The following is a 22757-nucleotide window of genomic DNA, read 5'->3' on the forward strand; positions in this document are numbered from 1 at the left end:
TTTCCTCATTTCATGTAAATGGATACCGCACTGTTGCCATAAATCGGATTTTTCGTCTTTACATATTCGCCATACGCGTCTGGAAGAGTCAATCGCTTTTCATGTTCGCATATAATGATCGCATCTTCGGTCAGCAAGCCGGCTTCAGCTAGTGCTTCGGCTAACTGATAATATTTTTCTTCCGCGTAAGGCGGGTCCAGAAAGAGCAAATCGATTTTAGTTAACGGCTGCAATGTTTTCACTGCATTTCTCGCATCACTTCTGAAAATATGTACTTGATCCGTAAAATGGCATTTCTCGATATTTTCACGGATTATGGAAACGGCTTTCGGATTTTTCTCGAATATATAGGCGGCACTCGCCCCTCTGGATAATGATTCAATGGAAAGGGAACCGCTGCCGCCAAACAGTTCCACTGCAGTTCCCCCATCAAAATAAGGGCCGATCATATTGAAGATGGATTCTTTCACTTTATCAGACGTTGGCCTTGTCAAGTTGCCCGCTAAGGACTTTAATGGTGTTCCTTTTCTAGAACCTGATACTACCCTCATTTGGATTCTCCTTCCACTAACGAGGTTATGCTAATTTTGTCTTCATGCTTTTGGATAGACAGATGGAAGAGACGTCTTAATGCATCTTCCTCAAAATAATAGTCATCCCCTATCAATTCAAATGGAAAGTCTCTCAGTGTATATTTTTTCTCGTTAAGCACATAGAAAGAATCCCTTAACGAAAATCTGAATTTCTCTGCTTCACTTTCAATATAAATCGATCTTTCATTCGATGATACCGTATAGCCGTTCGCGGTGAGGACTTGCTTAGCTGGATAGAGTGTCCTTCCATCCTTTACGACAATTTGCACATCTTCTTGCAATTCACCATTTATAACGGCAGGCCGGTTATCTTCAAAATGGAAAGGATATTTACGAATACTGTTCTGTTGCACAAAAGAAGTTTTGAAGCCGCTAACTTCACCTATCAATCCATCTAACTTAACCGCATCCATCGGCGCGCCTCGTTGTGCAGATACTAAATTCCTTAAAGCTTCATACTGATCGACTGTCAGATTCTCTTTTAGTTCACCGAATGCACGTCGAGCGCTTTCTTTCCCTGCCGGAGAGTCGATGAGAATGGAAGTGATCAGATTAGCAACTAAATCCTCCGCTGTCGATAGTACAAACTGAGACTGCACACCCTTTTCAACAACTGTATTCGCAATGGCCGATAACTTTTGGTTTGTAATGATAAATCTATCTGTTTGAAGCTGCTTCCCTTTTGGGTCTATGGCGATGATAAGATGGTCTGCATTCAATGCCATCAGGTCATTATTCAATTGCGCTGCGGACTCTTCATCTACCGGTTGTCCCAGTATTGACAGATTGCTGCCCTTATACGCAATGGGCAATTCCGTATGTTGCCAATATAGATCAGTGACTTGCCCCTCACCTTTGAATAATGAATAATCAACCATATTCATTTTTTTACTACCTACGAATTCCAACCCGCTGACCCACATACCGCCAATACCCGTTTCATCAGTGACATGAAGCATTGTGGATACAGGAACGGCATTCTTCAAAGCCGCAAATGGCTCCTTGAACAACTTCCGATTCACCATACTATCGGATTTAGGAATCTCATAAGATATGGATTGACGATCTTCATCCCCCTCCAAAAATGCTGTTACATTATCATTGATTCTTGAACAAGATGAATCTGTATCCATGAAACATGTAAACTCCTTGCCTTCTGTCGGCAAAATAATTTCATGGCGCCGTGAATCCAATTTACGGAAATGTTGCCTAACAATAAGTGAATCTTTCCTGTTGATCACTTCAATTTCCTGAACGTATTGCAAAACTTCTTCTGAGTCCCCTTTTGCATCCGCTAATTGGCTATAATGCATATATAAGAGAGCTAAGTTCATGATGAATAAAAGGATGACCGTCCGAATGATAATCTTCAATTGCTGCACCTCGTTAGCAAGGGATGATAACTGCGTTTACATAAGTTCAATGATATGATGAAACATATTCCATTTGAAGAAAGGTAGTGTCAAAAATGTTGCAACAATATTTCATTGAACTTGGAGAAGGTTATGGTGATATTTACGAACTTATCGAACTGATGAAAACAAATAGAGAACGGCTGCATCGGTCATTTATTTTTTCCTCGACGATCGATGGCAAACAATCGATCTCCGTCGCCGCTGCCTTCCATCCAGCGAATGAAAGTAATTTCATGCCGATCTACATATGCAGAGAAGGAATAAAGCAAACAGACGACAGCAAATCGAAAAGGAGACTGCTGTTTGAAGAAGCTTCCGAGCAATGCGGCCAGAAACCGGTCTTCATCGGATTGAAACACTCTTCCGAATTCGCTGACACACGATTATTCTATCAATACATAACTGGAATCCTTCGGTTGAACAATCTAGTCCCCCCTTTGCGATAGTGATTATAATCCGATTTTATAATCGTATTCTTTCGCTTTATCCGGCTTGACATTTTCATATTCTGTCTTGACGAAAGGCCGATAGGAAGGCACCACTTTTTTGACAGATGGAAGGCGTTCAATTTTGCGTATATTGTCTTCAACATCCACTTGATCACAATAAAGGACAACATATTTCATTTTTCTGGATATATAATGGACATGACCGTACTTTCTTAATGACTTTGCTTGTTTTAAATGATGGAGATATACTATTATCCCTTGTCGATCAATCATGATTTTCCCCTCTTTTCCTACCCCATACAATACCATAGGTGAGAAATAGGCTGCAACCGAACGTTGCTGACAGCTGCCGTTTTTTCCCCTATAATGAGGAAAGGACATGTTAACGAGAGTAAAGGAGGATACGAAATTGGGAAGAAAAACAAAAGTGGCTCTTACAGTAGGTGCAGCCGGAGTAGCAGCTTGGGCTGCGTCCAAAGTAGTCGTAAAGCCTGAACCCAGACCACATAAGAAAGCACTAGAATTCAATGTTCCAGTCGTTCTGGCGAATCGCGGTGGAACGACGGACGCTCCGGAGCACACGATGGCGGCATTTTCAAAGTCGGCAGAACTTGGTGTAAATGGTTTTGCGATCGATATCCGGTTAACAAAAGATGAAGAAATCATTCTTTTCCATGATGCAACAGCTGATCGAACAACTGATTTTTCGGGGAACATTTCCGAATATACACTAGATGAATTAAAACAAGCGGATGCGGGCTATATGTTTTTAGATGAACAAGGAACCCATCCTTACCGTAATAAAGGCGAAAAGATTATCACGTTGAAGGAACTTCTATCCGCCTATCCACAAATGTTAATCGCTATTAACTTGAAAGATTCTCCGGACACTTATGAAGGAAGCCTAATTCCTTCCAAGCTTTGGCGTCTTCTTGAAGAGACCGGTTCAGAGGATCGTGTGATCGTTATGAGTGCTTTCGACGAGCAAACAGATCGTTTTAATTTATATGCTCAAAACAAAGTAGCAATCGGTGCAGGAAATGATGAAGTGAAAAAGGCCTATGCTTCCTTCACTAGCAAATTCGGTCATTTATACAAACCACATGCCGATTTGTTCAATATTCCTGAGAAAATGGGAGTTTTTCCGATGAATACGGAAAGTTTCATAAGCTTCCTATCCAATTTGAATGTTTCTATTTACTATAACGATGTGAAAGATAAAGAGACTTTCGAAAAGCTTATACATCAGGGAGCCGCAGGTTTCATCACTGACAATCCAAAGTTGGCGACAGAAGTAATCCAACAACATACAGACTAATAGAAACGGTTGCCCTTCATCGAAGAGCAACCGTTTCTATTTGTTATTCATATATTTAGTTAAGCCGAGCAAGAGCAGCTTCCGCCTGATCCGCAGCCTCCCCCGCATGATGAATCCGTAAAGAAGCCATCGCCTGCAGGCACTTTAACAGAATCGGAAACGGACCTTGCAATGAGTGCGCTCACTTCGTTCAACAGGTTTTGAACATCATTTTCCGCTAGACGCAAGGCGGCGACGAGCTCATTCATATCCAATTCCCTTTTCTGTATACGTATATCTTTCATGACTGTTTTATAGTCAGGATGGTATCTTCCAAAGCGTTGTACTTCTTCGTAACGCTCCTTCATGTTCGTAAAATCGTAAATCAATTTGGCTAACGATTCGTTGGAATAAACGGCGTGATTCGCCCTTCTATACTCCTGAATGATTTCCGATGAGAGCAACATATCGGAGAGCGTTTCTGCTTTTTCAATGATCGACATCCATTCATCTGTCATCATCATAGGGCGTTCCCCTCCATTCCAACTAATCATAACAAATAAAGTGCTGTAGATGCATATATTCTGTTCGATTTTTTTACTGTTTCTTCTCACGTAATGCTATTTCCGCAATTTCATAGTCCGAAAACAGAAGAAGTTCATTTCCGACTTGTTGCGTTTTCTCATGCCCCTTCCCCGCAATGACAACTACATCTCCACTTTCAGCTTCATGAACGGCCCTCTCGATTGCTGCTCTTCTATCAGGTTCAACCGTCACCTTCTTTGACTTGCCGGCAGTTCCCGATAGAATTTCTTGAATAATTGTGAGTGGATCCTCATTCCTTGGATTATCGGATGTGATAATAACTTTTGACGAGTAGGTTTCTGCTACATCTCCCATTAATGGCCTTTTACCATGATCACGGTCACCGCCGCAACCAAAAACTGTAATTAACCCACCATTTAGTTCAGCCGATAAAGAAGCCAATACCGTTTGAAGGGCGTCAGGCGTATGGGCATAATCTATAAAAACTGTCACACCCGCCTTTGTAATCTTTTGTAATCGTCCTTCCGGCAATGTCAGTCGTGAACAAAGCGGCAATATGTTCATAGAATCATACCCAAGTAAAGATAACACGGAAACCGCCGCAAGTGCATTCATTCTATTATGCCTGCCTGGCAAATCATGAGGATACAATCCGACCGGAACAGTTCTATTGGCAACCGTCATTTCGTTGAAATAGCAGATTGGCCTTTCAGAAGATTTGACGAGCTCCATACACTGATGATCTTCAGAATTCACAACGAGTGTATTAGCCAGTGTGGCAAGTTTTTTCTTAGCTTCTATATAGGCTTCTTTGCTGCCATGCTCTTCATAATGATCAACACCGATGTTAAGAAAAACACCAATATCGATATCGCAATGATCAAGCCTTGAAGTGGATAATCCTAATGAAGAAGCTTCCATCACTACATAATCCATCCCCGCATCAACACACCTCTTTAGCAATGGGTGAAGAAACTCTGCAGGTAAAGTAGTCATTTCAGGCAATGAAAAGGTCATTTTATTTCCATCCATAAAAATTCCCGTCGTACCGATAACAGTTGCTTTCTTGCCTAGCATAGCCAATAATTGACCGATGAAATGAGTGACTGTCGTCTTTCCATTCGTTCCAGTCACTGCAATGATTGTCATTAGCTCCGAAGGATTTCCCGCGAGTTTCGCACTTGCATATGATAGGAACCTTCTACTATCAGGCACAGTGACAAGTGTGACGCCATTTAGCATTTCCGGGCACGGATATGTGTTTCGATCGACAACAATTACTGTAGCCCCACGCTCAATCGCCTCCTGTACATGCAAAAAACCATCATCGCAAGCACCTTTTCTAGCGACGAAAATATATTCGTCATCCACATTTCCCGATCTCTCGGTTATCCCGCGGATACATACACCAATGCTTCCCGTGACCGTACAGGGCCAATCTTTCAGGATCTCCGATAGTAACAGAAGCCCTCTCCCCTTCCCGAACAATTTTCATGAATACCGAATATATTGAGAGCGAACCATACTTTATCGTATGAAGAGATTGAAACGAACGACACGAAGAAAGTTGGGGGCTTGAATGATTGTTCAAAAATTTGGCGGAGTGGCCATGAAAGACAAACAGACGCGAAAAGTATGCATCGGTCATATCAAATCCGGTGTGGAAAGACATCAAAATGTTGTAGTGGTCGTTTCAGCCATCGGAAGAGGAGATGATCCATACTCCACAGACAGTTTGTTGCATCTTACCGACGCCTTCAGTTCTTCTAAAGCAGCAAGTGATCTGGCTGCTTCATGTGGTGAGCTTATCGCAGCTGCAATCCTATCAGCCGAATTGGAAAGTGCAGGTGTCTCAAACAAAGTTTTACATGGCATCCAAGCAGGCATATGGACTACTGGAGATTTTGGAGATGGAACAATTAGTGATATCGATCCGACAATGATTACCGACAGCTTAACAGAAACGGGTTGCGTCATCATTCCAGGTTTTCAAGGAATGAATGAATTCGGCCAAGTGATGACCATCGGCCGAGGGGGAAGTGATTTAACAGCGGTCGCTCTTGGTGCCGCGCTTCGTGCATCACATGTGGAATTTTTCAAGGATGTACCGGGAATTATGTCAAGCGATCCCCGTATCGGTGAAAACTACAAAAAAATTGAAAATATGACAATCCATCAGTTGCTGCCTTTATTGGATACAGATCGCCCGGTCATTCAAAAACGTGCAGCCATTTATGCAATGAAAAAAGCGATCCCCCTTTACGTAAGGGGTATCGCTTCAAAGGAAAACGGGACTTGGGTCACCCCATAATGCGTCATTGTATTAGGCTTGTTGATTAACCATTATTATACAGTAAAGCCACTCTGAACCCGTTGACTTCCGTTCCGGCGCACGCTTTCCGCGGGCACGGCTTCAGCCAATCGAACCACGAAGAGTTCGATTTGCCGTATTTCTGCGTCCTTTGCAGAAATTAAGGCATCCTACCAATACCTGCTCGCAACGCTACACTTGTGCTCGCAAACGCCGTTCTTCGTAACGGCGTTCGCAGGAGTCGGCGCCTGCACTTCCGTCAACTGAAGATAGCTGAACAATATAGAGAGTTATAAGCACATCTACAAGAGAGCTGATAATTATCCATACTTCCAATTGAAGCAGTAGATGATTGAAGTGCAGGGCGGCGACTCCTTGGGGATTAGCGAAAGCCGTAACGAAGAACGGCTTTTGCGAGTGAAGCGAAGCGAAAGGAGCACATCTTTGCTCTGACAGGTGAGACCCCGCAGGAGCGGTTTTTGCGACGAGGAGGCTCACCGCACGCCCCCAGGAAAGCGTCCGCCCGGAACTGAAATCATCGGACTATGTTATAGCCCATTATTTGGTTAATCAACACGCCTGTCATTGTATAAATCTAGAATCCTGTTTTTTCTTTTGATCCGACTTGATCAACACTTGCGTATAATACTTTCCATACGCCCCAGTCCCAATTTCCGTAACATCCGCATCTAGCAAAACACTTCGGTGAGCAGGAGAATTCAACCATCCATGGACTGCCTCGATGGCATCTACGTAATTGGAGGCGATATTCTCCCCTGCTTTTTTATGTTCGATTCCAGAGCTCTTCAATCTCTCTGACAAATTACCTGCAGATGGAGATTCATGCGAAAAGTAATTTTCAATCGCCATATCCCTGCTATGGTTCTGCGCGAGCACCGTTAACCAATAATCATTTATCACAGGATCCAGGCCGTGATTCTCACGATACATATTTGTCAACTCAAAGATCTGCCTTTCCATAGATCGATCGACCTCCATTTGGGCAGTCGATGATGGTTGACGTGCAGTAACGAGCTCCCCCATATATTCCATATCATACGGTTGATGTACAACCAATGTTTTCGGTTCGATGAAACGTACAGCTTCAATCTTCTCATCTTCAGCATCAACATACACTTGTGCAAATAGGTTATCGAATTTTATTAAGATTTTATCCTTGATATCCTGACTGTTCAATGTAAAAGTATAAATATTTTCGCCAAGGACTACATCCACCTCGGTCTCGATAATTGAAAAACGAAATACTTCATTAATATCCTGACCGATTTCAAAAGGGGCTATATCCAGAAATTTATCCGTACTGTAAATTTGATTGACTTTCCCATCATTCACACCAGCCATTAAATGGCGATCTTTCGTATATACCCACCATTCATATCCATAAGCAGATGGCTCAATCCGATTAGGTTCACCCAACGATTCAATCAATTCGTCGGACGGTTTTCCCACAAACGTAGATAGTCCTTTTTCGGGTCGAGCAGGACCTGATAACTGATTTGCTCCTAAATCTTTGTCAGGGGCCGGAATGGCTACCCCATGCTTCACTGGTGATTCAAGTGGTTCATTTTCCCTAACTCGACTATCAAAGAAATAAAACACCGCGAGAAGCACAACTAGTAATAACGCTATTTTCCATAATACCCTCAAGCCTTCTCGCCTACTTTCAATATTTGATAATATATTTAACCGGATTTCCGCTTCACTCCTATAGATATTGTGAAACTTTTAAATTCATTATGTATAGTTTATTTTAACTAATTTCATATGTAAAAGTCATCCCTTTCCCCTTACTTCGACAAAAGACATTTGTAATGAAGGATAAATCGGAATTCACCATTTTTCATGACACAATGTTGTCATTGCAACTCCCCTCAATTTGTTCTATGATAAATAAGTATAAGCAATTGACTGGATGATCATGAAGGAGGACTTTAAAAGATGTATATCGAAAATACAGGCGTTGAAGAAGTCGTAGCCGATTTATCACTACTTGACGAAATTATGCTGAAACACGATCTCGTACGTGCTGGACAGTGGGACTATGAGCGGGTGACTTATGATAAAAAATATGTCATCAAGGAAGGTACATACTACCTTCGCGTATTTGGTTTCACACCTGACGGGGATGTAGATACTCGTGATGCTATCATACATTTAAAGAAACCCGTTATCGGAAAACATTATTATCCACATGGCGTAGAATATGGCGAAGATGAGCATTTCCCAGAAGGTCTTGTAAAAGATTGCAAAGCAACTCTTAAGGCTGTTATGGAAGACCTGAACCAGTATATTCAAAAATAATGACCCTGTTTTCCAGAAAAGTCGAAGAAGTAATTATTCTTCGGCTTTTTTCCTATTCATTCCTGTTCATTTTGGTTATAATGGTAGCAATAAACAATTTGGAGGAATGACCGTTGTCCCGTTGGCTTACAAAAAGGAATATTATGCTTTTCGCATTATTGATTATTGCAATTTTAGTTTTTATCTTTATTCTCCCTGTTTCTATCCCAATCATATTAGCCCTCTTGACAGCCCTTCTATTTGAGCCACTTGTCAAATTGACTGAGACAAAATTTAAATGGAAGCGTAAAGTTTCCGTCATTTCAGTTTTCATTTTCATAATAGCGCTATTGGCAGTTATTATCTATTATACGGTCACTTCATTGATTGGTAGAATCATTCAATTCACAAAAGATGCCCCAGATTATTTAAACAAATTATCCGGTGTATGGATTGACTTTCAAAGTAAAATTTTTGTATACACATCCGGCTTGCCGGATGATGTAGTGAAATCCATGCAAAACGGTTTTAATGATATTTTAAATTCCTTCCGCGATTCACTGTTGAAATTATTCAATTCTGAGAAGATTGTCGCATTGGCATCTGAAATTCCAAATTTCTTAGTAAGTCTTATTGTTTTCATGATTGCCCTATTCCTATTTATGCTTGAGTTGCCTGAACTAAAACAAATGGTATTCAGGCACCTAACAGATGAAACAGCAAAAAAGGTCCGCTATATGACGGTCAAACTAAATTCTGTTATTTTCGGTTTCATGAAAGCACAGCTTTTAGTCAGTTTTATCATCCTTGCAGTTTCGTTTGTAGGACTGCTCTTAATTGCACCGAAGTATGCTTTGGTCATGTCCATAGTCATTTGGATCATTGATGTCATCCCAATCCTAGGATCCATTATCGTACTGGCCCCATGGTCGTTATATCAATTCGTAAGTGGAGACATTGGAATGGGTACGAAATTGGCAATACTGGCTGCAATACTTCTCATTATCCGCAGAACAGTGGAACCGAAAGTGATGGGCAACCAGATTGGCTTATCCCCTCTCCCAACGCTCATCGGCATGTTCATTGGCCTAAAGCTGTTCGGCGTCCTTGGTTTCTTCATAGGACCGATGATCGTCATTTTATTCAATACTGCACGCGAAGCTGGCATCATCAAACTGAATTTCAAAGTATAAAATAAAACGCGCTTCCATTTTGCAGAAGCGCGTTTTTTTAGAATCCTAATATAGCTTTGATCATCGAAGTTGTTTCGCCGCCTTCAAAAAACACATAAAGCAATAAATAAACAGCTATGCCGGTCAGGGCAGTGAAAAACCAAATGATGCTCGTAACTGGACCGATTTTACGATGTTTGTCCAACTTATTCTTTAATCCCCAATTGATTGTCACGACTCCAAAAACAGCTCCTGTTGTCGCAAGGATTATGTGAAAAACAAGGAAAACTGTATAGTACACCTTCAAATGATCTGGTCCACCAAAAGCTGTATTTCCAATAATAATCGTACGTGACGCGTAAATGATAAAGAAAATAACAGCGGATACTGCAGCCGCAATCATCATTTTTTTATGGGCATCGATTTTTCTTTCACGTATCAGTTTCCACCCGATCGCGACAAATATAGCTGATAACACTATGAAAAACGTGCTCACTGTCGGTAAAAAAGGAACATTCATACCTAATACCCCTTCAAAATAGAATCAGCCGTGCATTTCAAGATTTTCTCTCTCCAACAGAGCATTTTTAGTGATTTCATCTGCATTCAATTGTTCATCACGATACCATGCAATGAAGATCTTTCCGATGACAACAACGTAGATGAGCTCCTGAATGACTTTCATGACGATGCCGCCCAATTGTTGGTCTTGAATTGTGGGCATATTCGTAAATAGTTCAGGTCCTGAAATGGACAGGCCTGACAAAGTACCCGCCGGTACACAAAGCGCCATAGCTTTTAACCACGCTTCTCCGCTACTATAAGTTTCATAAACAGGCACATCGACAAAAATGATAAGTGCACATGCAGGTGTAAGAAGGATTGCACTTAGAATCACGTAACCGATCTTCTTCAATCCATGTAAATGAGGATGGTCTTCCATCGTATTTACGACAGGCCACCAAAGGAATAATGCAGACATAAACAAGGTAATCGTAAAAATGGCGTGCATTACGACACTCAATTTAATGAAATCGAGAACCATTGGATAATGGTTTAATGAAAACATAATTGTGAAGAAAATCAAACTAATGACGGGTTTTGTTAATAACCTAACAATCCGATCAATAATTTTCACACTAAAAACTTTTCTCCAGATGAAATTGGGAATACCGATAATCAAAAACGGAGCAACCATTAATAAAAGAAGCGCCATTTGCGTCATATGGACAGAGAACAATATATGCCCCAATAGATCGACAGGAGACCCTTTGACGATATATAACAGTACCATTGAACCGATAAAGAACCTGATTTGCCTGCCAGTAACCGGCTCAGCCCCATCAAAACGATTTCTCATTTTTTTAGTTAATAAGAAATAAAGAATTGTTATGAGGACAAGAAAAATAAAAAAATACGGACTCCATAATGCACGAAAGCCAAATATGCTTAAAGGCATCATCGCCATCACTCCTTTAAAGTGTCTTTCATTATTATAAAGCTAATACGACGCGAACACAATGAACGAAGTATGACAATAATATAAAGCGAAGGGGGCCTGCTTAGAGGCTCCAGTAGCTGGATTGAGAAAAACCGAAAAGCCTGTGGAAAACATTCCACAGGCTCTTTCGTATTAATTACCACCAAACGATTGTAACGAATGTTAAAGGAATTAAGAAGCCTAAAAGAGCTCCCGTGTACATGAACATTTGAGGAATGCCATGTCCTTTTTCACTCATATGCATAAAGTAATACAGTTGCAACCCAACTTGAACAGCTGCGAAAAGCATGATCATCGGAATGATGAAGAACTTGGAAAATCCTGCAACTTCTGCTTCAAATGCTACTACCATCGAGAATGAGACAATTGTCAGGAAGATCATAAGAGAAAACATCATAACCTGATTACGCATAGATTGTTTCGCACGTCTTTGTGCAAGCTGCTGTTCAGCAGGTGTACGTTTGTAAACTTGGATGTCTGCCATCTTAACCTACCACTCCCATCAAGTAGACTACAGTAAAGATGAATACCCATACAACGTCAATGAAGTGCCAGTACAATGAAAATGTATAGTACTTCGTTGCGTTATAAAGATTCAAACCGCGTTTCGCATTACGGAAGATCAGCAATGTGACCCATACAAGACCAACAGCTACGTGGAAACCGTGTGTTCCGACTAGCGTAAAGAACGCTGAACTGAATGCACTATTGCCATACGTGAAGCCGAGGCCTACGTAGTGTGAGAACTCATACACTTCAAGCATGAGGAATCCTAGTCCTAAAAATGCAGTAATAGCGAGCCATAATTGCATTTTCTTGAAGTTGTAATTACGCAAGTGGTACATCGCGAACACACTTGTCAATGAAGATGTCAAAAGCAACATCGTCATGACGAAGACTAATGGTAATTCATATAACTCTTGAGTAGAGAATCCAAAACCGCTCGGTCCGGAGTTCTTCAGTGCAACATAGGTTGCGAACAAGGTCGCGAAAAGGATTGTCTCTCCACCAAGGAACAACCAGAAGCCGACAAACTTGTTTTTTGCTTCAAGTGTCGCTCTTTCCGGATGATCAGGCCACGTCTCAGGGGTGAATTTTTTGTTCAAATCCATTAGTTTTGACCCCCTTTACGTTTTAAATCACGGAGAATCTCGTCTTTCTTAATATAATATCCTGTATCGTCTTGCAACGAACGCGCTGCCATTGAAACGAAAGTCCATAATAGACCAAAGATCAGGACAGGCAGACCCCATGACTCTTCAGTGCGGAACATAGCACCGAATCCAGCTATGAATAGACCAAATGACATTAGAAGTGGAATGATGGAACCGTTTGGCATATGAATGTCCTTAATCGGCTCTGCAGGAGTTAACCCTGACTCATTTCCTTCCATTTTTTCGATCCATACAGTGTCAAGTCCGCGAACTAGCGGAGTTGCATGGAAATTGTAATAAATCGGTGGAGATTCGATAGCCCACTCAAGTGTACGCCCATCTCCCCAAGGATCGTTTGCAACCTTAACATTTTTAACTGATGTCATGATTGCGTTGATGACAAGAACAATTACACCAATTGCCATCATGAACGCACCAATTGTACTGATAAGGTTTGCTAAGTTCCAACCTTGACCGTCCATATACGTCCATACTCGACGCGGCATTCCCCAGAATCCTAACCAGTGCTGGATAAGGAATGTCATATGGAAACCGATGAAGAAGAACCAGAATGTGACCTTACCAAGTGTTTCATTCAACATTGTACCGAACATTTTCGGCCAATATAGATGTGTTGCTGCCAAGATCGCAAGTACTACCCCACCAACGATAACGTAGTGGAAGTGAGCTACGATGAAGTAAGAATCGTGCAATTGGTAGTCAAGTGGTGCAGCCCCTTGCATTACACCAGTAACTCCACCCATAACAAATGAAGGGATGAAACCTAGTGCATATAGCATCGGAGTTGTAATCTTGATGCTTCCGCCCCACATTGTCAATAACCAGTTAAAGATCTTGACTCCTGTAGGAACGGCAATCGCCATTGTAGCAACAGCGAAAATGGCGTTCGCAGTCGGTCCTAGACCAACAGTGAACATATGGTGAGCCCATACCATGAATCCAAGGAAACCAATCAACACAGTCGCGAAGACCATGGATGGATATCCGAAGAGTCGCTTACGGGAGAAGATCGAGAAGATCTCCGAGAAAATACCGAAAGCAGGCAAAATAAGAATGTAAACTTCAGGGTGACCGAAAATCCAGAATATATGCTCCCAGATAATGGTGTTACCACCCATTGTATGGTTAAAGAAGTTCCCGCCGAACATACGGTCAAATGTCAAGAAGAATAGACCAACTGTCAATGGAGGGAATGCGAACAAGATCATTGCAGACGCAACGAACGTAGTCCAAGTGAACAATGGCATACGCATGTATGTCATACCAGGTGCACGCATGTTAATGATTGTAACAAGGAAGTTAATCCCCGCCATCAGCGTACCGCCCCCGGCAATTTGAAGCCCTATTGCATAGAAGTCAACACCATGTCCTTGAGATGCAAGTGAAAGCGATGCATAAGATGTCCATCCAGCATCAGGAACCTCACCATACAACCAAGAAATGTTTAGGAATAGTCCTCCGAAGAAGAACATCCAGAAACCTAATGAGTTGATGAATGGGAACGCTACGTCACGCGCACCAATTTGCAACGGTACAATGGCGTTCATAAATCCGAATAATATAGGCATGGCTGCTAAGAAAATCATCGTCGTTCCGTGCATCGTAATCAAGTCATTGAATAGGCCCGCACTGACGAAATCGTTGTTCGGTATATGAAGCTGCCAACGAATCATCATTGCTTCAATACCGCCTAGAACGAAGAAGAATCCGCCCCCAAGGAAGTAAAGGATTCCGATTTTCTTATGGTCGACTGTAGTTAACCAGTCCCACAGCGTTGCACCAAAACCCTTTTTTTGAGCAACTGAACTCACTTTGTTTACCTCCTCATCAAAATCGAGTAAAAATTATTATTCAACAGATAGTCCCATCAAATATTCAACAAGAGCATCCATCTCTGCATCAGAAATCTGATTCTTGTCAAACGAAGGCATTTTATTGCCAGGTTTGTGTTCCTGAGTATCTCTGATCCACTCGACCAGTTTTTCATCTGTATGGTCCAAGAATCCTGCTACACGGTTACGGTCGCCGAATGTTGCAAGGTTTGGTCCTTGTGCACCAGACTCACCAACACCGGAAGTTGCGTGACAACCGATACAGCTCTGTTGGAATACCTCTTGACCGTCTTGATTCGCGACAACTTGATTTTCAGCAGTATTCTGCATAGCTGTCACCCATTGATCGAATTCAGGGCGTGGCATCGTTTTCACTTTGAAGTCCATCAATGCGTGAGATGGTCCACAAAGCTCTGCACACTTACCATAGAAGACGCCATCTTTAAGATCTTGTGAATCCTTTTCAAATACTAGATAGAACTTATTCACGTTTTCAACGTTCGTATCGAGCTTACCGCCGACAGCCGGAATCCAGAAGGAGTGCTTGACGTCTGCAGCAAGAAGATTGAAGTAAACCTTTTCATCCATAGGTACGACTAATTCTTGTGCTGTGACGATACCTAGATCTGGATATTCAAATTCCCACCAATAAAGTTTCGCTGTCACATCTACTACAAGATTTTCAGCATTCCCATCTTCATCCACAGCTCCCATTGCCGCCACATCACCAAGTTTATATGTGTAATAAACGGTAGGAACAGCTAGAAGCAAAATCAATAGAATTGGAATAATCGTCCAAACAAGTTCAAGCTTGTGACTTCCTTCAACTTGTTCCGGAATATGGTCTTCTCCCAACTTGGAACGTCTGAAACGTACTAACGCTACTAAATAAATTGTTACAACTACGATAATGACGAGTAACATAATCCCTGAAGATAGAAGCAGTAAGTTGAACTGATCTTTTCCGACTTGTCCTGCCGGCAGAAGCGTTGAAAGTTCTTCCTGACCACATCCTGCAAGGAAAACTGTTAGTACAGCCAATAGAGAAAAGAGACGCCACTTTTTGAGTCCTTTCATCATCGCTAACTAATACCTCTCTTTCTAAAAAAATGTTTTGTTCAAATGAGGACTGTTGACCTCTCTATCATGAATTCCTGTCAAAAAGAAAGAATTCCATCAGTTAGATGAATATCGAAAAAATGATCATAGCAACAAAAAGGATTGTCATGTAGTTCAGTGAATAAATGAACATGGATGTCGCCCATTTCAAATCATCCTTTGCCTTGAATCCTTTTAACGCCAAGTATAACCAACCGATATTCAATACAGTTCCTAGCACAATGAATCCTATACCTAATTCAGCAAGAAGGAACGGCAATGGGAATAAAACAAGCACCCAAGCCAAAATCGATTTCTTCGTCCTCTTAAATCCCTTCACAACTGGAAGCATCGGTATTCCTGCTGCTCTGTACTCTTCAGTCCGTCGCATTGCAAGCGCATAAAAATGTGGAGGCTGCCATGCAAACATAATAAGGAACAACGCCCACGCACCCATGCCGAGTGACGGTTCAACCGCAGTCCAACCGATTAAAGGAGGTATTGCTCCGGAGATGCTTCCGACAATCGTGTTGCTGACATGTTTTCTTTTGGACCACATTGAATAGAGTACAACATAGCTGAATACACCCGCAAGTCCCCATAATCCCGCTGCAGTCGATGCTGCAAACAACATTACTTCTCCAATCAGAATGAAAGCGAGCGCTAGAGCCAAGACAGCCGGTGCTTTAAATCTGCCCGTAACTGTAGGACGTGTTTTCGTTCTCGACATAACAGGATCAATATCCCGATCGATCAGATTATTCAAGGCTGCCGAACCGGCTATAATGAGCCCTGAACCGAAAAGCGCATACAACAGTAAGTCCAAGTTATGGATAAAGCTTTTGCCGGTGAATTGGAAAGCAAGGAAAAGTCCGGTAAACGTAGTAATCAGATTTGAATTCACAATGCCGATTTTAATAAGTGCTAGAAAATCTTTCACTATGGAAGTCGATCCGATATCCGGCTCAGCGGATGATGAAATCGCCCGACCATTTGACATATGTACCCTCCTTTCAAGCTTGTCGGCAAAGACCGCTATACTCTACTATATCGAAATTCACGACTAATTTCTATACATAATGCGAATTTCGACAAAAGTGCAGAGTACATCATCATTCTTAAATACATCGCCTTATCTATAGTAAATCATTTCCCTATGCCTTTTGTGAAGTTAAAGGGTCTTTTTTATGAACAATTTGTGAAATAGGTGTCTACAAACCCAGTTTCGACCAATATACGTTGTTTTTTTGCCTTTTTTTCGATATCATCAACAAGCGGAGCCATATACATTTGGCCATCAATAGTTAAAGTAGGTGTCTTTTTTGCGATATAATAAATACTTAAAATGGTTTGGCGTCGCCTCTACAATAGGTATGCTATTGATTCTTTTAGGCGGTGCACTTGTTACAAAAACAGATAGTGGAATGGGTTGTGGAAGGCATTGGCCAGGTTGTAACGGTCAATTGATTCCGGATGAAATTACAGCTGAAGTCCTTATTGAATTTTCCCATCGCCTCGTTACGGGTGCTGTTGGTATTTTAATTGTCGTCCTATCTGTTTGGTCATGGAAAGCGATTGGACATATTAGGGAAACAAAACTCTTATCGTTTTTAGCGTTATTCTTTCTGATTTTACAAGCCTTGATTGGAGCAGCACAAGTTCTTTGGGGGCAAGGTGATTTCATTCTTGCATTGCACTTTGGTATTTCACTCATTTCCTTCGCAGCTGTTTTCCTTCTTACCTTGCTCATATTTGAGGTTGATAAGAAATTTGATGCGGATAAGCTTAAAATCGGTAAAACGTTAAAATTCCATACAATTGGCGTAACAATTTATTCTTTTATCGTCGTCTATTCGGGAGCGCTTGTCCGTCATACGGAGTCTGAACTTAGCTGTACGGATTGGCCGATGTGTAAGAATGGTGACTTTTCTCTTCCGGGTAACTTCTGGGAATGGGTGCAAATGAGCCATCGGACGGCCGCAGCATTGATTTTCATTTGGCTAGGGATTATCGCAATCCATGCAATTAGGCATTATAAAAATCAACGGGTCATCTATTGGGGATGGATCATTGCTTTCTCATTAGTAACTTTGCAAGTTTTAGCAGGCGGTGCGGTCATCATTTCACGTTTGAATCTTTATCTTGCATTAGCGCACTCACTATTCGTTACCCTCTTATTTGGATTACTGACCTATATGGTCCTACTTATTTCACGGAGTAAACAATAATTTTTAAAAATAAAAGCACTCGCAGGCGTATAACCTTGCGAGTGCTTTTTTAATCCAGCTCCGGGTGCCAGAGTCTCGGGTCATAAGGTAAAGCTACTGCGTGGCAAAGATCGCCACTTCGTATCTTTGCCTTATGCCTGTCGACTCTTGTCGGGCCCCCTGCACTTTTTTATATTAGTGCTCGAGTTCTACTAACAAGTCACCTGTCGAAATGGATTCGCCGGCGGCTACGTGGATGTCTTTAACAATACCGTCGAATGGTGCTTGAATTGTTGTTTCCATCTTCATCGCTTCCGTGATGAGCAAATGTTCGCCTCTTCTAACTTTGGCGCCTTTAGAAACAGCAACTTTCAAGACAGTTCCCGGCATCGTCGCGGCAATATGGGAATCATTTGTCGGATCTGCTTTTTGCTTTTTGATGACGTCCGATTCAACGTTGATGTCTTGGATGATGACTTCACGCGGCTGGCCGTTCATTTCAAAATAAATGACACGCGTGCCATCCGATTGAGGTTCACCGATGGAAACTAATTTAATGATAAGTGTCTTCCCTTTTTCAATCTCCACTTCAATCTCTTGTCCTAATCGCATTCCGAAAAGGAATTCTGGCGTGTTAATGACAGAAATGTTTCCAAACTGCTTTTTCATCGCCGAATATTCTTCGAACACTTTTGGATATAACGCATATGCGAGCGCGTCTTTCATTGTTGAAGGGTGTTCAAGCAACTGTTCCGTCTTTTCAAGAAGACTTTCGAAATCCACATCTTCTAAAAGTTCTCCCGGACGGACAGTGATCGGCTTTCTGCCTTTTAAAATAACTTTTTGCAATTCTTTCGGGAATCCGCCATACGGTTGACCGATATAACCTTCGAAAAACTCGATCACCGATTCAGGGAAATCAATTGCTTGGCCACGAGAGATGACAGTTTCCTCGTCCAAATTATTTTGCACCATGAATAACGCCATATCCCCGACAACTTTTGAAGAAGGCGTCACTTTGACTACGTCTCCAAACAACATATTGACACGGGAATACATTTCCTTAACTTCTTCCCATCTTTCACCGAGACCGACAGCCTTTGCTTGCTGTTGAAGATTGGAGTATTGACCACCGGGCATTTCATGCACATACACTTCTGAATGCGGGCTTATCATGCCACTTTCGAAATGCTGGTAATATTTCCGGACATCCTCCCAGTAATACGATAAAGATTCCAACGCATTCACGTCTGCACGAACCTGACGCTTTCCGTTTTGCAAAGCGTAATAAAGTGAACTTGCAGATGGTTGTGAAGTGAGACCAGCCATGGAACCGAGTGCAGTATCAACGATATCGACTCCAGCCTCAATCGCTTTTGCATACATATAGATCCCATTCCCACTCGTATCATGAGAGTGGAGATGGATCGGAATGTCCACTGTCGCTTTTAGTTCGGAAATTAGTCTGAAAGCAGCCTCAGGCTTTAATAAACCAGCCATATCCTTTAGTGCAAGAATGTGAGCGCCGGATGCTTCAAGTTCCTTCGCCATTTGCTTATAATATTCCACTGTATATTTTGCCCGTGAGTCATCCAGGATGTCACCTGTATAACAAAGGGCAGCTTCCGCGACTTTACCAGCTTGACGTGTCGCGTCGATTGCAACCTCCATGCCTTTGATCCAGTTCAAACTATCGAAAATCCGGAACACATCAATTCCCGATTCTGCAGCAGTCTTCACGAATTCACGGATGACATTGTCAGGATAGTTTGAATAGCCTACCGCATTGGCTCCTCTAAACAGCATTTGGAACAGCACGTTCGGAATCTGTTCGCGGAGTGTCGCTAGCCTTTCCCAAGGATCTTCTTTCAGGAATCGGTATGCAACGTCAAATGTAGCCCCGCCCCACATTTCAAATGAAAACAAGTCTGGCAGTAATCTAGACGATTCCGAAGCAATATTAGCAATGTCGGAAGTTCGGACCCGTGTTGCAAGCAATGATTGATGCGCATCCCTGAATGTAGTGTCTGTGAGAAGGACGTCATCTTGTTCCTTAATCCATTTAATCAACCCTTCCGGCCCTCTCTCATCCAGAATTTGTTTTGTTCCTGGAGGTTGAGGAACATCAAGGTCTACAATCGGCTTTCTAACCGAGTGGAAGACCGGCTTTGATTGCTTTCCGATGCCAGGAAATCCATTGACTGTGACATTACCTAAATAGTTGAGGATTTTGGTTCCTCTATCTTTCTTCACCGGAAATTCAAATAATTCAGGCGTTGTATCGATGAAACCGGTGTCATAATTTCCTGTAAGGAAACTTTCATGGCGGACGACATTTTCAAGGAACGGAATATTGGTTTTGATTCCTCTAATCCGGAACTCCTGCAAGTTTCGATCCATTTTTGCTGCGGCATCCCTAAAAGTTGTTCCCCAAGTCGATACTTTGACGAGAAGAGAATCGTAATATGGAGTAATAATGGCCCCTTGGAAGCCGTTTCCTGCGTCTAGACGGACTCCAAAGCCTCCACCTGACCGATAGACCATCAATTTGCCTGTATCCGGCATGAAATCATTCAGAGGATCTTCTGTTGTCACCCTCGATTGAATGGCATATCCGAAAAGTGGTATGTTTTCCTGCGTTGGGATTGCCGATTCTCCTTCGTGAAGATTTTCGCCATTGGCAATCTGAATTTGCGCATGGACGATATCGATTCCAGTCACCATTTCTGTAATTGTATGCTCGACTTGAATGCGCGGATTAACCTCTATGAAATAAAAACTTCCATCAGCTACTAGGAATTCAACAGTCCCGGCATTAATGTAAGAAACATTTTTCGCCAATTTGACAGCGGCGTCGCAAATTTGCTGGCGAAGCTCTTCATCCAATGATATGGACGGTGCAATCTCGACGACTTTCTGATGGCGACGTTGAATCGAACAATCCCGCTCGTACAAATGCACGACATTGCCGTATGTATCACCAAGTATTTGTACCTCTATATGCTTCGGTTTGTTAATGTACTTCTCGACATACACTTCATCGGAGCCGAATGCGGATTTCGCTTCAGATCTGGCGCGTTCGTATGCTTCCAGTACCTCACTGGCGGAATTGACAATTCGCATCCCTCTTCCACCGCCGCCTAGCGAAGCTTTTATGATGATTGGATACCCATAGTTATCTCCGAATGCGGCAACTTCCTCCGAGGAAGAAACAGGTCCGTCTGTTCCTGGGATAACCGGAATTCCTGCTTGAATCGCCTGTTCCCTAGCCTTCACTTTGTCCCCAAACATATCAAGATGCTTAGATGTCGGCCCTATGAAAATAATGCCTTCTTCTTCCAACCTGCGTGCAAACTCCTCATTTTCAGCAAGAAATCCGTATCCCGGATGGATTGCGTTTGCTCCACATGACTTCGCTATCTTAATGATCCCTTCAATATCCAAGTATGCATCAATCGGCTTTTTCCCTTCCCCGACAAGGTAGGATTCGTCAGCTTTGTAACGGTGGAACGAACCCCTATCTTCTGCTGAATAAATTCCTACAGTAGGAATTTCCAATTCAGTACAAGCACGAAATATACGGATGGCAATTTCACCGCGGTTTGCTACAAGGATTTTTTTAATACGACCCATTTCCACCATCGATGCACTTCCTTTTCTATTTATTCTTTTGATATTTTGTGAACATTGACACATTCATCAATATTCCTAAAGCTAAAGATATCAGAATAAGTGAAGTTCCGCCATAACTAATAAGAGGAAGTGGTACACCTGTCAGCGGAATAAGACCAGTTAAACCGCCAAGATTCACGAAAGTCTGAATGCCGATCACACTTCCTATGCCCGCTGCAAGCATACGTGCTTGCGGATCTTTAGTGCGCATCGCAATATAAAGCGCACGCAGGACGATGAACCCCAGTCCACCGACAACGATGATTGTTCCGAATATACCTGTCTCCTCAGAAATAACCGCCATGATAACATCCGTCTGAGGCTCCGGCAAATACCCCATTTTTTGAATGGAGTTACCTAATCCAAGACCTTTCACACCACCCGTACCAATTGCAATATAACCATTTGCAATTTGATAGCCCGAGCCTTGCAAATAATCAAAAGGATTCAAGAAAGCAAAAATTCTTCCCTTCCTCCCATCGGTCATTATGGTATCCCAAGCAATAGCGATTATGAGAGTAACCGGTATCATGGCAAGGGCGACAATTCCGCTTAATTTTGTAAATGTCCTGAACTGAATTCCGCTCGCCGCAATCACTGAAAATGCAGCCGTTATAATTATAAATGAAGTTCCGATATCAGTTTCCATCATGATTGACCCAATTGCTAGAATAAGAATTGTAATCGGCGGCCCAATCGATTTGTTAATAGAATTGATAGTGCCAGCTTCGTATTTTTTAGCAAACACACTGGAAAAATAAACAATAATAACTAGTTTAGCAATTTCAGAAGGTTGAATAGTACCAAATCCAGGAAGCCGAATCCAGCTTTGCGCCCCACCACCACCCGTACCGATGATATGGACAAGTATAAGCATTAGAAACATTACAACAAGAGCGGAGATCATTAATTTCTTCCGTTTATAATTCTGAAATGGAAAGAATGCCGCTAGTAGGAAGACAGGAATTGCAACGGCAAGATTTATCAGTTGTTTTCTATAAAAATAGTCAGGTGGCCAGTTATAGCGATTAACAGCCCACACCATGCTCGAACTATAAATCATTACTAAGCCGAAGAGACAAAGCACTATATAGGCAGTAAATAGTGGATAATCGAAGTTAGCTATCATTTTCTTAATATATTTTCCCATTAGACTTCCCCTCATCAAAATCGAGTAGGAGGGAGTGA

Annotated in this window: 21 protein-coding genes; 6 read left to right on the forward strand and 15 right to left on the reverse strand. The window is 42.1% G+C overall.

Annotated elements, in window-relative coordinates; all coding sequences use genetic code 11:
- Window positions 1-5 precede the first annotated feature (5 nt).
- Entirely contained in the window at window positions 6-551 is a 546-nt protein-coding gene (gene rsmD / locus SLU01_RS02220) for a 16S rRNA (guanine(966)-N(2))-methyltransferase RsmD (RefSeq protein WP_147054862.1), read from the reverse strand.
- Window positions 548-1966, reverse strand: a complete 1419-nt coding sequence (locus SLU01_RS02225; RefSeq protein ID WP_147054864.1) for a stalk domain-containing protein — start codon at window positions 1964-1966, stop codon at window positions 548-550. The genes rsmD and SLU01_RS02225 overlap by 4 nt, the downstream gene beginning before the upstream one ends.
- Before the next feature lie 95 nt (window positions 1967-2061).
- On the opposite strand from SLU01_RS02225, the gene SLU01_RS02230 reads away from it, so the two are divergent.
- Window positions 2062-2454 carry a DUF7147 family protein gene (locus SLU01_RS02230; RefSeq protein ID WP_147054866.1) on the forward strand — a complete coding sequence of 131 codons (393 nt, stop codon included), beginning with the start codon at window positions 2062-2064 and terminating at the stop codon, window positions 2452-2454.
- Window positions 2455-2457: 3 nt separating this feature from the next.
- Here the strand turns inward: SLU01_RS02230 and SLU01_RS02235 are convergent, their stop codons facing one another.
- The gene (locus tag SLU01_RS02235; protein ID WP_147054869.1) at window positions 2458-2730 is read right to left on the reverse strand and encodes a YlbG family protein; all 273 of its coding nucleotides are present in this window, start codon (window positions 2728-2730) and stop codon (window positions 2458-2460) included.
- A gap of 136 nt (window positions 2731-2866) precedes the next feature.
- Between SLU01_RS02235 and SLU01_RS02240 the strand changes: the two genes are divergently transcribed.
- Entirely contained in the window at window positions 2867-3775 is a 909-nt protein-coding gene (locus SLU01_RS02240; RefSeq protein ID WP_147054871.1) for a glycerophosphodiester phosphodiesterase family protein, read from the forward strand.
- A gap of 59 nt (window positions 3776-3834) precedes the next feature.
- Here SLU01_RS02240 and SLU01_RS02245 read toward each other — a convergent pair whose 3' ends face one another.
- Together SLU01_RS02245 and SLU01_RS02250 are read right to left on the reverse strand one after the other, a co-directional pair.
- Window positions 3835-4278 (reverse strand): YlbF/YmcA family competence regulator, encoded by a 444-nt coding sequence (locus SLU01_RS02245; protein ID WP_147054873.1) that lies wholly within the window; start codon window positions 4276-4278, stop codon window positions 3835-3837.
- Window positions 4279-4351: 73 nt separating this feature from the next.
- Entirely contained in the window at window positions 4352-5788 is a 1437-nt protein-coding gene (locus SLU01_RS02250) for a UDP-N-acetylmuramoyl-L-alanyl-D-glutamate--2,6-diaminopimelate ligase (protein WP_147054875.1), read from the reverse strand.
- Between the two features lie 91 nt (window positions 5789-5879).
- On the opposite strand from SLU01_RS02250, the gene SLU01_RS02255 reads away from it, so the two are divergent.
- Window positions 5880-6611 (forward strand): amino acid kinase family protein, encoded by a 732-nt coding sequence (locus tag SLU01_RS02255; RefSeq protein WP_147054877.1) that lies wholly within the window; start codon window positions 5880-5882, stop codon window positions 6609-6611.
- Between the two features lie 582 nt (window positions 6612-7193).
- Here the strand turns inward: SLU01_RS02255 and SLU01_RS02260 are convergent.
- Window positions 7194-8279, reverse strand: a complete 1086-nt coding sequence (locus SLU01_RS02260) for a CAP domain-containing protein (protein ID WP_147054879.1) — start codon at window positions 8277-8279, stop codon at window positions 7194-7196.
- 291 nt (window positions 8280-8570) lie between these two features.
- Between SLU01_RS02260 and SLU01_RS02265 the strand changes: the two genes are divergently transcribed.
- Window positions 8571-8933 carry a YugN family protein gene (locus tag SLU01_RS02265; protein ID WP_147054881.1) on the forward strand — a complete coding sequence of 121 codons (363 nt, stop codon included), beginning with the start codon at window positions 8571-8573 and terminating at the stop codon, window positions 8931-8933.
- A gap of 113 nt (window positions 8934-9046) precedes the next feature.
- On the forward strand, window positions 9047-10105 hold the full coding sequence (gene ytvI / locus SLU01_RS02270; RefSeq protein ID WP_174842602.1) for a sporulation integral membrane protein YtvI: 1059 nt from the start codon (window positions 9047-9049) through the stop codon (window positions 10103-10105).
- 37 nt (window positions 10106-10142) lie between these two features.
- On the opposite strand, the gene SLU01_RS02275 is transcribed toward ytvI, so the two are convergent.
- The 7 genes from SLU01_RS02275 to cyoE all read right to left on the reverse strand — a co-directional run bounded on the left by SLU01_RS02275 (window position 10143) and on the right by cyoE (window position 16690).
- Window positions 10143-10604, reverse strand: coding sequence for a DUF420 domain-containing protein (locus SLU01_RS02275; protein ID WP_147054883.1), 462 nt, complete (start codon window positions 10602-10604; stop codon window positions 10143-10145).
- A gap of 24 nt (window positions 10605-10628) precedes the next feature.
- Window positions 10629-11546 carry a cytochrome c oxidase assembly factor CtaG gene (gene ctaG, locus SLU01_RS02280; protein ID WP_308507713.1) on the reverse strand — a complete coding sequence of 306 codons (918 nt, stop codon included), beginning with the start codon at window positions 11544-11546 and terminating at the stop codon, window positions 10629-10631.
- A 175-nt stretch (window positions 11547-11721) separates the two neighbouring features.
- Window positions 11722-12069 (reverse strand): cytochrome C oxidase subunit IV family protein, encoded by a 348-nt coding sequence (locus SLU01_RS02285; protein ID WP_147054885.1) that lies wholly within the window; start codon window positions 12067-12069, stop codon window positions 11722-11724.
- A 1-nt stretch (window position 12070) separates the two neighbouring features.
- Entirely contained in the window at window positions 12071-12697 is a 627-nt protein-coding gene (locus SLU01_RS02290) for a cytochrome (ubi)quinol oxidase subunit III (RefSeq protein WP_147054887.1), read from the reverse strand.
- The gene (locus tag SLU01_RS02295) at window positions 12697-14571 is read right to left on the reverse strand and encodes a cytochrome c oxidase subunit I (RefSeq protein WP_147054889.1); all 1875 of its coding nucleotides are present in this window, start codon (window positions 14569-14571) and stop codon (window positions 12697-12699) included. The genes SLU01_RS02290 and SLU01_RS02295 overlap by 1 nt, the downstream gene beginning before the upstream one ends.
- Before the next feature lie 36 nt (window positions 14572-14607).
- Window positions 14608-15672 carry a cytochrome c oxidase subunit II gene (gene coxB, locus SLU01_RS02300; RefSeq protein WP_147054891.1) on the reverse strand — a complete coding sequence of 355 codons (1065 nt, stop codon included), beginning with the start codon at window positions 15670-15672 and terminating at the stop codon, window positions 14608-14610.
- 100 nt (window positions 15673-15772) lie between these two features.
- The gene (cyoE, locus tag SLU01_RS02305; RefSeq protein WP_147054893.1) at window positions 15773-16690 is read right to left on the reverse strand and encodes a heme o synthase; all 918 of its coding nucleotides are present in this window, start codon (window positions 16688-16690) and stop codon (window positions 15773-15775) included.
- A 322-nt stretch (window positions 16691-17012) separates the two neighbouring features.
- Between cyoE and SLU01_RS02310 the strand changes: the two genes are divergently transcribed.
- Complete coding sequence (locus SLU01_RS02310) at window positions 17013-17918, forward strand: COX15/CtaA family protein (RefSeq protein WP_147054895.1); 906 nt, start codon at window positions 17013-17015, stop codon at window positions 17916-17918.
- Window positions 17919-18092: 174 nt separating this feature from the next.
- Here the strand turns inward: SLU01_RS02310 and pyc are convergent, their stop codons facing one another.
- Window positions 18093-21530 carry a pyruvate carboxylase gene (gene pyc, locus SLU01_RS02315; protein WP_147054942.1) on the reverse strand — a complete coding sequence of 1146 codons (3438 nt, stop codon included), beginning with the start codon at window positions 21528-21530 and terminating at the stop codon, window positions 18093-18095.
- A gap of 25 nt (window positions 21531-21555) precedes the next feature.
- Window positions 21556-22719, reverse strand: coding sequence for an FtsW/RodA/SpoVE family cell cycle protein (locus SLU01_RS02320; RefSeq protein WP_147054897.1), 1164 nt, complete (start codon window positions 22717-22719; stop codon window positions 21556-21558).
- Window positions 22720-22757: the final 38 nt, after the last annotated feature.

This window comes from Sporosarcina luteola, from assembly GCF_007991495.1.
GTDB classification, from domain to species: domain Bacteria; phylum Bacillota; class Bacilli; order Bacillales_A; family Planococcaceae; genus Sporosarcina; species Sporosarcina luteola.